The organism is Micromonospora nigra (assembly GCF_900091585.1).
In the GTDB taxonomy this organism is placed as follows: Bacteria; Actinomycetota; Actinomycetes; order Mycobacteriales; family Micromonosporaceae; genus Micromonospora; species Micromonospora nigra.
On sequence record NZ_FMHT01000003.1, the window covers coordinates 714,422 to 727,269 of the forward strand.

At 71.2% G+C, this 12,848-nt stretch carries 10 protein-coding genes; 4 read left to right on the forward strand and 6 right to left on the reverse strand.

All coding sequences use genetic code 11. From position 1 onward, the window contains the following. Positions 1-456 precede the first annotated feature (456 nt). From GA0070616_RS02650 to GA0070616_RS02665, 4 genes are all read right to left on the reverse strand, one after another. The gene (locus tag GA0070616_RS02650) at positions 457-1,140 is read right to left on the reverse strand and encodes a response regulator (protein ID WP_091075673.1); all 684 of its coding nucleotides are present in this window, start codon (positions 1,138-1,140) and stop codon (positions 457-459) included. Then, positions 1,109-3,145: a sensor histidine kinase gene (locus tag GA0070616_RS02655; RefSeq protein ID WP_245712624.1), complete on the reverse strand. Its 2,037-nt coding sequence runs from the start codon at positions 3,143-3,145 to the stop codon at positions 1,109-1,111. The genes GA0070616_RS02650 and GA0070616_RS02655 overlap by 32 nt, the downstream gene beginning before the upstream one ends. Before the next feature lie 27 nt (positions 3,146-3,172). Beyond that, complete coding sequence (locus tag GA0070616_RS02660) at positions 3,173-3,637, reverse strand: hypothetical protein (protein WP_091075677.1); 465 nt, start codon at positions 3,635-3,637, stop codon at positions 3,173-3,175. A gap of 102 nt (positions 3,638-3,739) precedes the next feature. After that, entirely contained in the window at positions 3,740-6,922 is a 3,183-nt protein-coding gene (locus GA0070616_RS02665) for a methyl-accepting chemotaxis protein (RefSeq protein WP_139128833.1), read from the reverse strand. A 282-nt stretch (positions 6,923-7,204) separates the two neighbouring features. On the opposite strand from GA0070616_RS02665, the gene GA0070616_RS02670 reads away from it, so the two are divergent. Further along, the gene (locus tag GA0070616_RS02670) at positions 7,205-7,654 is read left to right on the forward strand and encodes a hypothetical protein (protein ID WP_091075681.1); all 450 of its coding nucleotides are present in this window, start codon (positions 7,205-7,207) and stop codon (positions 7,652-7,654) included. Positions 7,655-7,987: 333 nt separating this feature from the next. On the opposite strand, the gene GA0070616_RS02675 is transcribed toward GA0070616_RS02670, so the two are convergent. Next, the gene (locus tag GA0070616_RS02675; RefSeq protein ID WP_091075683.1) at positions 7,988-9,454 is read right to left on the reverse strand and encodes a cellulose binding domain-containing protein; all 1,467 of its coding nucleotides are present in this window, start codon (positions 9,452-9,454) and stop codon (positions 7,988-7,990) included. Positions 9,455-9,589: 135 nt separating this feature from the next. Then, a complete protein-coding gene (locus tag GA0070616_RS02680) occupies positions 9,590-9,820 on the reverse strand; it encodes a hypothetical protein (RefSeq protein ID WP_091075685.1) in 231 nt (76 codons plus the stop codon). Positions 9,821-9,989: 169 nt separating this feature from the next. Here GA0070616_RS02680 and GA0070616_RS02685 point away from each other — a divergent pair, with 169 nt between their 5' ends. The 3 genes from GA0070616_RS02685 (at position 9,990) to GA0070616_RS02695 (ending at position 12,841) form a co-directional block, all read left to right on the forward strand. Beyond that, positions 9,990-10,892, forward strand: coding sequence for an LLM class flavin-dependent oxidoreductase (locus GA0070616_RS02685; protein WP_245712625.1), 903 nt, complete (start codon positions 9,990-9,992; stop codon positions 10,890-10,892). Positions 10,893-10,966: 74 nt separating this feature from the next. After that, entirely contained in the window at positions 10,967-12,310 is a 1,344-nt protein-coding gene (locus GA0070616_RS02690; RefSeq protein WP_245712626.1) for an LLM class flavin-dependent oxidoreductase, read from the forward strand. Positions 12,311-12,331: 21 nt separating this feature from the next. After that, a complete protein-coding gene (locus GA0070616_RS02695) occupies positions 12,332-12,841 on the forward strand; it encodes a flavin reductase family protein (protein WP_091075688.1) in 510 nt (169 codons plus the stop codon). The last annotated feature ends 7 nt before the right edge of the window (positions 12,842-12,848 follow it).

Consider the following 12,848-nt stretch of genomic DNA (forward strand, 5'->3'; position numbering starts at 1 on the left):
CGGCACATCGGTCGAAGGTCTTCCCGAGCCGGCGAAGAGCCGGCCCGCGCAACCGGGACCCCGAAGGGTCCGTATTGTCGGCTGCGCGTCCAGTGGCGGGTACTCCCCCTCGAGCTGATCCCATTATCAACGAATCCCGCTTCATGTGTCCAGCCCTTCCGCCATGAAGATGCCTCGGATCCACACCTGATCATGGCATTGAACGGGTCGCCACATTTCCCCGGAGAGCGCAGCTGATCTAGCTTGGAGAAGTAGGTCCGTTTAGGTGGTTTCGTTTCGTCAGGCCGGACGCCATTCCCCGCGGCGGTGGCCGCCCACCGGTCACGAAATGCAAAAGCCCAGGTAGGTCCACTGTGGCGCGACGTGCGGCATCGCCCCGGACCGTCGGCGACGACCCCACGCGCCATCACCACAGCTGCCGTCGGCAGGCGACCACGCGGGGTCGGGCGGACAGGATCAACCAGAGAGCCCTCGGGGTTCGGCCGGCGACACGATGCCGGCGTCGCGCGCCAACAGTGCGGCCTGCACCCGGTCGCCCACACCGAGCTTGGCGAAGACGGTGGACATCTGATTGCGTACCGTCTTCGCGCTGACCCCGAACCGTCGGGCGATCACCGGGTTGCTCTCCCCCGCCGCCAGATGCCGCAGGAACTCCTGTTCCCGCGGCGTGAGCTGGTCGAACGGCGGTGGCAACACCGCCGGTGACAGCGACCGGCCGGCCGGTGCGACCGACCCCGGCAACCGAACTCCCGGACCGAGCACCAGCCCGCCGGAAGCAGCGGTACGCAGCGCGTCGACCACCACGTCCGGGTCGGTGTCCTTGAGCAGGTAGCCACGGGCGCCGGCCCGCAGAGCCCGGGCGACCAGCTCGTCATCGTCTGCCATGGTCAACATCAGCACCGCGGTCCGCGGCCGGTGCCGCAGGATCTGCGCCGTGGCGCGCACGCCGTCACCGTCGGGCAGGGCGATGTCCATCGCGACCACGTCGACCTGCTGGTGGACGACCGCCGCGAGCGCCTCGGCGCAGGACGCCGCCTCCACCACCTGCGCCACCCACGACTCACCGTCGAGCATCGTCCGCAGACCACGGCGGACCACCGGATGGTCGTCAACGATCAGCACCCGCACCGGTTCCGGCATGCCCGCTCCTCCAACCACATCCGGTCGTCCCGCCGAGACCAGTCGTCCCCTGGACATGATCCGGCCACGGCAGCCGGACCCGCACCACCGTCCCGCCGGCCGGGTTGTCCCCGATCTCGCAACGTCCCCCGAGTTCGGCCGCACGCTGCCGGATCGAGTCCAGACCGACTCCGCCGGGCCGGGGACGGGCCGCGCCGACACCGTCGTCGACCACCTCCAACAGCAGAAAGCCGTTGTCATGGCCGACCCGGACGTCGCACCGACCGGCCCGGGCATGCCGGGCCACATTGGACAACGCCTCGGCCACGATCCGGTACGCTGCCACCTCCACCGCCGCTGGCAGCACCCGCAGATCGTCGCCGACGTACAGCCGTACCCGCAGCCCTGGTCCGTCGAAGCGCTGGCACTCGGCCCCCAGCGCCGCCTGCAGCCCCTGGTCGAGGGCAGCCGGGCGGAGCTGGTCGACCAGCCGGCGGACCTCCGCCGTGCAGGTACGCAGGTCCTCGGCCAGCTCGTTCAGGATCGACCCGAGGCGGTCGCCACCGCCGGCGAGTTTGCTGGCCGCCCGCACCTGCATCGACATGCCGGCGAAGGTCGGTCCCAGACCGTCGTGCAGGTCCCGACGAAGTCTGCGGCGTTCCTCCTCGCGGGCCAGGACCAGCCGTTCCCGGGAGTCCCGCAGCTCGCGGATCAACCGCGCGGTCGCCACCGCCACCGAGGCGTGCCGGGCGACGTCGCTGAGCAACCGGCGCTCCACCGGCGTGAAGCGGTCGCCGGGGCGGCGGTGCGCCACGACCAACTGACCGATCCGCTCGCCGTGAGTCACCATGGCGAAGCACTCGGTCGATCCGGTCGACCGGCCGTACACCGCGTCGGCCAGGTCGGCACCGGCCGGATCGTCGACCTCCACGGCGACGTACGGCACCCGCAGCGACAGGGCGATCGTGCCGGTCAGCAGCGCCGGCACGGCGTGCGGCTGCACGGTGTTCGCCAGCAGTCCACCCAGGCGGGTCAACACCCCGTACGGATCGTCGCGGTCGCCGTACAACAGCCGGTTGACGCCGCGCTGCACCCGGTGGCGCACCGGCTCGAAGGTGACCGCGATCAGCCCGGTCGCCGCCAGCGAGGCGTTCGACGTGTCACCGGCGAGGAGCAGGTCCCGCAGCAGCGCGACGGTGGCCACGAAACCGGCGATGACCAGCAGACTCATCACCGACCAGACCAACATCCGGTTGATCACCTGTTCCAGCTGGTAGAGCCGGTACCGCAGCACCGCCAGGGTCAGTCCGCCCGGAACGGCCACCACCATCAGCACCCAGGCACCGGCCAGGTTCAGCCCGTCGAGCACGAGACCGAGCAGGAACAGCGCCCCGGCGACGAACAGGCAGGCGAGCTGCTGACGGGTCTCACCCCACGCGCGGCGCCACCGGCGCACCAGCGACCACAGGACCGCACCCACAGCGAGCAGTTCCACGGCGATCGCCACCAGGGCGAACCGGACGAGCAACTGCGCCCGGCCGGTGGCGGCCAGTTCACCGGTCAACAGCAGGCCACGCGGGTCGTCGACGGCGGCCGCCGCGAACCCGGCGGTGGAGATCGCCGCGCAGCCGACGAGGACAGCGGCCACGACCCGCCATCGCGGACCCGGCAGCCGCCCGTCCGGGAAGACCAGCAGAGCCAGGAAGACCAGGGTGTACGGCGGCCACCACAGCCACTGCGCCAACCAGGCCAGCGGCAGCCACGACGACCAGCTCAGCGCGAGCGTCTCGCCGACGGCGAGCAGGCCGGCGGCAAGCATCAGTCGACCGACCGGGTGACCGGCGACGCCGGCCAGCACCAGCCCACCACACGCGGTGAACGCCGCGGCGAAGACCGCGGTGAGTGAGCTGGGCCCGAGAAGCGCACCGTCGCGCTGGTGGAACTGTCCGGCCAGGACGAGCAGCGCCACGACCACTGTCGCCCCGGCCAGCGGCAAGCGGCGTACGCGGTGATTGTCCGATGCCACGGCGACCTCCCGCCTCGACGAGGCCGGTCAGTGTGCCCAGCCGGCCGCGTGCATCGCGTTGTGCAGGAAGTTGCCCTGGTTGCCCTCGTGGTGCCGGGGCAACAGGTCGATGTCGTCGGTCAGCCTGCGGCCGGGCGGTGGCAGGCTGGCGACGGCCTCGGCGACACTCAACCGGGCCCGTTCGGCGACGTCCGGGTAGGTGGTGAGGAACCACTCCACGTGGTCCCGCACCGCTTGTAGGCGATGCTGGATCGCGGTGGGGTCGGCCGGCTCGTCGCCGGGTCGCAGGTCGATCAGCACCCACTGCGCATCGAACACCGGGGCGAGCCGGCGTCCGGTGGCGTCGAAGAACTCGACGGCACCACCGAGCTTGTCGCCCTCAGCCGGCTCGGCCAGCAGTTCGGCCAGGTCGGCGTAGGTGTGCGCGAAGGTGTTGTCGCTCGCGATCAGCAGGATCCGGTTGTCGGCTCCACCGCCAGTTGCCAACCCCATTGGACTTTCCTCTCCTCAGCACCAGTTCGTCGATGGCGAACGGTGGGTCGGGACGCCCCCCGGTCGTCCCGACCCACCTGCTTGCCTACAGACCTGACGCTTTCAGTGCAGGTTTGCGTTGACAGCGCGGGTGTAGTCGACCGAGGCGGTCACCTTCGGCAGGCCTTCGACGTGGCTGCCGGCGGCGATCCGACCCGACCAGTGCGCGTACCGCTCGGCGAGCAGTCCGACCCGGATGTCGCCGACGCTGACCAGACACGAGCCGATGGGATCCCGCGGCCTGCCCGGCACGTCGGCCTGGGGGCAGGCGAAACCGTACTGCGGTTGTCCCGTGCGGGGGTCGAATCCGGACCGGTCGTTGGCGCAGGGATCCCAGGAATCCGTCTGTACGCAGTCGTCGTAGTTGCCCAACGCACGCAGGAACGTGTTCCGGAAGTGTTGGTTCGCCGTCTGGTCGACGTCGGTGCGTGGCCGCGACCAGTCGCTGGGCAGCGCCCGGGTGCCGAACAGCATGCCACTCATCGCGTCGTCGGACTCCAACGCCGTGGCCCAACCCAGCTCCGAGTACGCCTGCAGCATGCGGACGGCGTCGGAGACGGCCTTGCCGCGCTGCCACAGGATCCGGGAGTTGTCCCAGCCATGCCCACCGGCCGGCGGGTTGACGCCGCTGCCGTCGAGCAACACCCGGTAGAAGTAGCGCTGCCGACCGGCGAGCATCGCGGCGGCCTTGGCGCGGGCGGTCTCGGTCGCGGCAGCGACCGGCGCCACCGGGGCCGACTCGAACGCCGGCCGGTAGTTGGTGTTCCACCGCTGGTTCAGGTAGTGCACCTCGTCGTAGCAGTAGCCGTTGGGCTCGTGCGACCGCACGTCCCACGAGCAGTAGACACCGATCGGGAAGACCCGGGTGGCGGTCTGCGCGACCTGCCAGTCACCGCCGTGCCACCTGACCCGCGACCGCACGGTGACCTGGAGGTCGCCGCTGGTGGTGTGGAAGCGCGGGCCCTCGTTCTCCACGACGTTGACGAAACGCGCCTCGTAGCAGGTGTGGAACTCGGGTCGCTTCGCGGTCGGCAGACCGTGGTCGGCGAGGTGGTACGCGTTGGGCAGGGTGGCTCGCCGCAGTGTGGACGGCACGGCGCGGGATCCCTGGACGTTCGAGCACGACGACATCGTCGACGCCTCCGGGATCCGGGCCGTGACCGCCTGGTCGGCATCACCCCAGAGGTCGTACTGCGGCAACGGCACGTCGTGGCCGTTCCACATGACGGCCCGACGGATCTCCTCCACCTGGGCGGCCCAGCCGGCCATCGCGTCGCGGTAGTCCTGCACCAGCGTGGTGAACAGCGGGTTGGTGGCGCCGCCGGTGGCGGGTTTGCTGAACTGGCGTACCCGCTGGTTGATCTGGTCCCCGGCGTCGGCGATCGCCTCCGCGCGGGCGCTGGTGACCTGGGCAGCGTAGGTCGGGTTCTCCAGTTGCAGGATGTTGTAGGTGCGGGCGGCGGTGCTCCACGCCCCCGGGTGGGCCACCCGCTCGTTGGGCCAGTCGCCGCCGACCCTGCCGGCCGCCCAACTGGTCAGGTAGTTGATCGACCCCTCCGGCAGGTAGGTGTTCAACACCGACACCGGGTCGGCCTGGTTGGCGCCCTCCGGCGCGGTGAACGTGACCTGGTTCGCGGCGGTGACGGTGGCGAACTTGAACGTCGGCGACTCCGCCTTCGGGTAGTAGACGGTGGCGTAGTCCGGGATCGGCACGCCGGCGATCTCCCTGTGGTGCACGTACGTGGTGATCACCGTGTTCAGGTCGCCCTGCTCGATGCCCTGCAGCGCGACGTGGATCGCCAGTGCCATCGAGTCGATCTTGCTTTCGATGGTCTGCAACTGGGTGGCGATCTGCCCGAGCCGGGCGCGAACCTCGGCCACCGAGCGGGTCAGGTCGGTGAGCAGGCCGACCAGGTCGGCGTACATGGTGTTGAGGGCGGTTTCGATCCGGTCGAACCGACTGTTCATTCCCACCGCGAGCCGGTTGATCTGCTCGCGCAGCTTGGCGATCTCGCCGAGGATGAGCGCGTTCGGGTCGGGGCCGCTGCCGGCGAAGAGCGACACCAGGCTCATCGCCGCGCCGAGCAGGTTACCGGTGAGCACCGCGGTACCCATCGCCGTCGCCGCCGCCGTCAGGCCCTGCCCCAGCACGGTCGTCATGTAGGTGTTGATCGCGGTCACCGAGGTCACGATCGCCTTGCCCACCGTCTGCAACTGCTTGCCGAACCGCGGGTCGGCGAAGCCCATCAGGGTGGAGAGCACGTCGACCGTCGCACCGAGACCCTCGAAGACCTTCTTGTTGCTCTCGGTCCTGACCCGCTCGGCCTCGCGGGTGGCGGCGTCCGGCTTCGGGTCCTGGTTGAGCACGTACGTCGTCGAGTAGTGGATCACCTCGGTGATCCGGGTGTCCGCGTCGGATCCCAACACCGTCAGCACCCGGGTGGCCTGCTGCTCGACCAGCGCCTTGTACCCGGCCGCGTCGCCTCTCTCGGCACGCAGCGCGGCCAGCGGCACGTAATGGCCGAGCGTGCCGGGGTTCCCGGAGCGCGGCGGGTGGATCTGCACGGCCAGCAGGGTCGCCTCGCCGGCCCGCACACTGGCGCCGGCGCGGGCCGCGAACGCTGTGTCCCAGCCGGTCGCCAACGCGTCGTCGGTGGTGGCCCGCTCGTGCAGGGTCCGCCAGGTCGAGCCGGCGACGTCCCGCACCCGGGCGTTCCACGCCGCGTCCTGGTAGCCGCCCCGGACCAGGTCGAGGGCGTCCTGGACCACGTTGGCCCCTTCGGCGCCGACCGTGCTGGTCAGGAACGCCCGGACCGCCGGACCGTTCGCCCTGGCCGGGCTGCCGGGCCCGGCGAGCTTCGCCAGCACCGCCGAGGCGAACGCGAACCGGGAGAGCTGGTCACCCCGGCTGTCCGGCACCGCCTGGTCGGCCAGCGCCCGCACCGCCGCCGCGTGCGCGGCCACGTCGCCGCTGCTGGCGGCCGGGTTCGCCGACCGCCAGTCCAGCAACTCGGCGGTGAGCAGGGCATTCTTCAGCCCACCGGTGTCCGGCCCGGTCAGCTGCACGGCCGCGGCGAACAACGCCGCCTGCGCCTGGCCTTCGTCGAACGCCACCGGGTCGGACGCCCGTACCGGTGTCTGGTGGGCGGTCGCCACCATCAGCCCGGCCAGGACGACGGCACAACCCCGCCACCACGGACCAGTGCCGGGCCGTCTCCGGCCGCGCGGTATTCCTCTCGTACGCACCACGTGCTCCTCTGGCCAGGCGGGCCGCTGCCCGGCCCGCTTCCTGTGGCGCACACAGTGCCGGGCCGGTCGTCCCGACCGACAGGGACGGTCGTCCCACCCGGGTCGGGACAGCCGTCCCGGCACCGACCGCCGGTGAGAGGCCCGTACCCATCGACGAGTTCGCGCTCCGGCGCGAACGCCCGCACCGGAGCCGTGTGCGTCGCCCGGTCGACACCAACCCGTCGGCACGTCACCAGCCCGGAGCTGTTTGTTCAGGCCGCTCCGGGGTAGGCCACCGGCATGCGACAGCTTCCCAGCGCAGCACTCGCCGGTGCTGCCGGCTCCACCGCGCTGAACATCGTCACTTACCTGGACATGACGCTGCGTGCCCGACCCGCGAGCCAGACCCCCGAGCGGACCGCCGACCGGCTCGCCAGTACCCTGCACGTCGACCTTGGCGACGAGCAGACCGCCGCCAACCGGCGCGCCGGGATCGGCCCGTTGCTGGGATACGCCGCCGGTATCGGCGCCGCCGCCCTGTACGCCCTCGCCGCCCCTGGCCGCCCCCGCTGGACCACCGCCACCGCCGCGCTCACCGTTACCGCGATGATCGCCGCCTCCACGCCGATGACCATGCTCAAGGTGACCGACCCGCGGACGTGGAGTGCCGCCGACTGGATGGCCGACCTGATACCGCACCTCGCGTACGGCGCGGTCACCGCGACGACCTACCGGGCCTTGAGGTCCTGACCCCGGGCTGGACCCGGGTGCCGTCGTCGCAGCCGCCGGTACGCCACACCGAACACGACCGTCAAGAGCAACGCCTGCCGCGAGCTACGGCTCGCCTGCCCCTGAGAAGCGGGTCGCTGCCGGTCCCTCGCTGGTGGTGCACGGGTTGCGGTGGTTGCACCGCTGCAACACCGTCCGATGCCGTTCTCGGCCCGGTGAGAGCAGCAACCGATCACCGACGAGAAGCACCCCGGCCAGCGCCAGCCATACCGGCCCGGCCCAACATGAACCCCGTGTCCGAGATCAGGGGTCAAGCCCGTGCCGGCCGCCACCACAGGGACGCGCTCGGGCCGGTCAGGGGGTTACCGGGATGTTGGTCAAGCCCGACGCGGCATTACGGAAAGTGTTCGACGCGTATACGACATTGAGGTTGCCGGAACACTTCGACCGGGAGGTGATGTAGACGGCGTAGACCCCGACCCCGCCGAGGTCGGACGAGTTGGACCGCCACACGTTGCCGCATCCGTTCTGGAACGTCGGTGTCGTGGTCGGGTTGTGCGTCTCGTACCCGTTGGCGAACGTCCCCGGCGGGGCGAACGTGCCGGTGTTGTTCTCGATCACGTACCCGCTGCCCTTGACGTCCACCCACGAGTCCGCCGAGTTCTGGCCGGCGATACCGCGCCCGTCGAAGGTGTTGTCCCGGATCACACCATTGAGGGTGCCCTCCTTCACGTCGACGTGCTCGGCAGCGACGTACGGGCCGATCCGGTTGCCGATCACCTGCACGCGGTCGGAGCGGTCGGCGCCGCCGGAGTTGCCGTGACAGTTCCAGTTCGACCCGGCCGAGCCGATGTAGACGCCCTCCCCGTATCGGGGCTGCACCAGCCCGGTGTGCTCGACCACCGAGTTGCGGATGATCCCGTCGGCCGACGAGCGACGGAAGTGCACCCCCTCTTCGTCGATGTGGTGTACATGCAGGCCGTCGATAGTGACGTGGGGGGAGTTGTCCAGCACGACACCCTTCTTCGAGTCCCTGACCGTGAAGCCGACCAGGTTCCAGTGCGGGGCGTCGACCAGCCACAACCCGTATCCCGGATCCCAGCCGACAGTCGGGTTCGGACACGACGGCGCACTGCCGGACGGCCCGTCGTTGACCAGGACCGCCGTACGCGGCCCGGTCAGGGTGATCGGTTGGGCGGAGGTACCGGACCGGCGGGCAAGGAACGACCCGCGATACTCCCCTGACGCCAACCGGATCGTCTGCCCTGGCACGGCGGCGGCCAGTGCCGTGCTGAGCTGGGCTCCGGTCGCCACATCGACGACGTCGCCGCTGCCCGTCGGCGACGGGCTCGGTGAGGATGACGGGGTCGGACTCGGCGACGGGCTGGACGACGGGCCGGGTGTCGTCGTCTGACTCGGCGACGGCGTGCCGGCGGAGCACGGCACGCCGTTGACGGTGCAGTTGTACGGCAGACCCAGGCCGCTGACGTTGAAGCCGAAGCTCTCCTGCGCACCGGGGACGATGTCGCCGTTGTAGGCGGCGTTGACGAACGTGTGATGCTGCCCGCTGCCGGTAGGCACCGAGCTCCACGAGTTGGTGATCGTGGTGCCGGCCGGCAGGTCGAACTCCACGGTCCACGTGCTGGAGGCAGCGTCGCCGACATTGACTATGGCGACGGTGGCACCGTACCCGGTGTTCCAGACCGAGGTCTGCACGATGTTGACGGTCAGCAATGGCCCCGCCGCAAGCGCGGGTACCGCGACGGTTACCGAAAAGGCCAGGAAGATCGCGGCCAGGCCGATCAGAACACGGTGACGCATCTCAGCTCCTGATCCGGTGGGAGGACGCCACCCACCCGTGCCCACACAGTGTGCGGAAGCGCTCCCATGGAAGCAATGCCGCACCAAGTGCCGTCCTGAGTCCGGGGTGGCGCGGCGCCGCGCCACTACACTCACCTACAGCCCCGGTGAAACAAAGTCAGCGTCGAGGCCAAGCCCGACGCTGATTACTGTGACGAAACCGCCGGGCAGGAACGACAGCCCGGCGTGGTAGAACAGCACCACCCCGACGGCCACGGCTCGCAGCCCGGCGACGTCGCCCCGGAACCGGCTCGGGCCGCGCCCACTCGCCTCCTCGACGCGGGAACCGTCCCGGGCAACCTGGTTCGTCAACTCCGGGGAAGTCACCGCGATCCTCGAACTCTGGGCCCGTCTGGCCAGGGAACGCTAGCGACTCTCACAAAAGCCGGCAACGGCCGCTGTCACGCCCCTGGCGGTCAAGTCGTCTCCCTGGTAACCCTCACCGCACCGGGCTGGCCGGGTGTCCCGTGCCCGGGTAGCCATGCGAAGGAGAGTCGTGAGCGGATACAGAGCTGGCCCCCTGGTCGGTTACGAGCTGCCCGCCGGCACGGAACCGGTCGCGACGGCCCGGGCGGCCGAGGCAGCCGGGGTGGACTTCCTGGTGCTGCCCGACCGGCCCGCCGCGCCCGATGACCGGCCGGGACCGCCGGCCGCGCTGATCACCGCGTCCTGGCTGGCCACACGAACCGAACGGATCGGGCTGGTGATCGAGATGCCGCCCGCGTACACCGAGCCGTACAACCTGGCCCGGATGCTCGCCTCGCTGGACCACGTGAGCGGGGGGCGGTCCGGGTGGCTGGCGTCGAGCGCGCCGGACCCGGCCGCCGACGCGAACCACCGTCGTGCGGGTGTCGACCCGGCGGTGGACCGGGCGGCGCGCACCGCGGAATACCTGCCGCTGCTGCGCGACCTCTGGGACACCTGGGAGGACGGCGCGTTCACCCACGACAAGGCGACCATGCAGTTCGTCGACGGCGACCGGGTGCACACGCTGAACCATGAGGGACCGCTGCTGCGGGTGGCCGGGCCGCTGAACGTGATCCGACCGCCGCAGGGGCATCCGCTCGTGCTGGCGGACGCCGACGACCGGGGCGCGGCGGCCGACGCGGACGTGCTGATCGGCCGGTCGCCGGGCGACGACGACCGGCCGTGGTTATGGGCCGCGCGGCCGGACGACGTCCGGCGGTCGGGGCCGGACGACGCGGACGGCGCCGTCGGCTGGCTCGTGCGGTTCGACAGCGCCGAGGAGTGCGTCGCGTTCACCGAGGCCGGGTTGCCGACGTGGACCGCCGACCGGCCCGCGGAACGGCCGTTCCTGCTGCGCGAACGCTTCGGTCTGAGCCGACCCGCGAACCGCCTCGCCCACTGCGTCGGCGCCCGGACCGGCCGGACGCGCTGACGCCCGCGCGAGAGCGCCGCCTCCGCGACAACGCGCCGCACCCCACGAGCGCCGACCGACAGGAGCCGACCGACGTGACCGCACGCATGATGCACCTCGGGCTGATGTTCTGGGCCACCGGCACCCACCCGGCCGGCTGGCGCCACCCGTCCGCCCGCGCCGACGCCGCCTACGACATCGCGTTGATCCAGCAGGTCAGCCAGGCCGCCGAGCGGGCTCGGCTCGACTTCATCTTCCTCGGCGACCGCCTGGCCAGCGACCCGGCCCTACAGCACAGCAATCCGGCGCAGATCTCCCGGCTGGAACCTTTCGTCACCGCCACCGCGATCGCCGCCGCCACCGAGCGGATCGGCATCGTGGTGACCGCCAACCCGACCTACTCCGACCCGTACGGCATTGCCCGGCTGCTCGCCTCCCTGGACCATCTCAGCGGCGGCCGGGCCGCCTGGAACCTGGTGACCGGCGCGGACCCGGCGGCGGCCGGCAACTTCGGCCGCACCGAGCACTGGCCGACCGATCGGCGCTACGACTGGGCGGAGGAGACCCTGGTCGTGGTCCGGGCGCTCTGGGACAGCGAACCGGGCCGGCCGGTGCGGCATCGGGGCACGTATTTCTCGGTGGATGGGCCGCTCGACGTGGGCCGCCCGCCGCAGGGTCAGGTGGTGCTGCTGAACGCGGGCACCTCGGACCGCGCCCGGGAGCTCAGCGCGAGCGCGGCGGACGTGGTGTTCGCCGGCCCGCAACCGGATCTGGAGGCGCGTGCGGAGTTCTACGCGGACATCAAGGCGCGGGCTGCCCGCCACGGCCGCGCCGACGACGTGACCATCCTGCCCGGCCTGATCGTCGTGGTCGCGCCAACCACCCGGGAGGCGGTGGCCCGCTACGACGCGCTGAACGCGCTGCTGCCGCTCGATCCCGAGCGGGAAACCGGCACCCAGGTGCGGGCCGGCGGCCTCGGCGAGGGGCTACGGCATAATCGCGGTTCGGCGGCGCGGCTGTTCGGGATCGGCATACCCGACGACCTGTCCGCAGCCGTGCCCGCCGCGGAGCTGGCGGCGGTGGCACCGGAGGCCCGGCAGCGGCTGGCCGACATCACCCGGCTGACCCGGCGCACCGCCACCGGACCGGACCGGATCACCTACGCGGATCTGGTGCACGCCTGCCCGACGCAGCCCGCGCACACCGTGGTCGGGAGTCCGACCGAGGTGGCGGACATGATGCAGGACTGGTTCGAGCGGGGCCTCGCGGACGGTTTCAACGTCTACCCGAGCACGGTGCCCGGTTCGGTCACCGACTTCACCGAGCTGGTGGTGCCCGAGTTGCAGCGGCGCGGCCTGTTCCGCACCGAGTACGCCGGCACCATGCTGCGTGACCACCTCGGCCTGCCGGTGCCCGCGCGCCGGCGGATCGCGGCCTGACGATACGGAAGAGGGCAGCCGATGTACGAGCAGACCGCCGAGCTGGTGCCGGTTCGGCCCGGATCCGGCACGTTCCGGCAAGCGATGTCCGCAGTGGTCGGCCCGGTCACCGTCATCACGGCGCGTGACGAGCAGGGTGAGGCGTACGGGTTCACCGCCAGTTCGGTGGTGTCGCTCTCGGAGGACCCGCCGCTGCTGCTGGTCTGTGTGGACCGCAGCGGGCGTTCGCACGACCGGCTGGTCGCCGCGCAGACGTTCTGCGTCAATGTGATCGGCGCCGACGGTCGCGATCTGGCGCTGCGGTTCGGCTCCAGGCGCGTCGACAGGTTCGCCGGGGTCGAGGTCGAGAATCTCGATTCCGGTACGCCGTCGCTGCCGGTCGCGATGGCGCGGATCCTCTGCCGGGCGTACGGGCTGCGCGACGGCGGCGACCACACGATCGTCCTGGGCCGGGTGACCGGATACGTGCGCCGAGACACCGACCCACTGGCCTGCTGGAACCACGATCTCGTGGCCGTACGGCGGGTGTGACCACTAG

What these genes read in the sequence shown, in the direction of transcription:
- GA0070616_RS02650 (WP_091075673.1), bottom strand. Translation starts at nt 1,140, where the DNA reads ATGCCGGAACCGGTGCGGGTGCTGATCGTTGACGACCATCCGGTGGTC.
- GA0070616_RS02660 (WP_091075677.1), bottom strand. Translation starts at nt 3,637, where the DNA reads ATGGGGTTGGCAACTGGCGGTGGAGCCGACAACCGGATCCTGCTGATC.
- GA0070616_RS02670 (WP_091075681.1), top strand. Translation starts at nt 7,205, where the DNA reads ATGCGACAGCTTCCCAGCGCAGCACTCGCCGGTGCTGCCGGCTCCACC.
- GA0070616_RS02675 (WP_091075683.1), bottom strand. Translation starts at nt 9,454, where the DNA reads ATGCGTCACCGTGTTCTGATCGGCCTGGCCGCGATCTTCCTGGCCTTT.
- GA0070616_RS02695 (WP_091075688.1), top strand. Translation starts at nt 12,332, where the DNA reads ATGTACGAGCAGACCGCCGAGCTGGTGCCGGTTCGGCCCGGATCCGGC.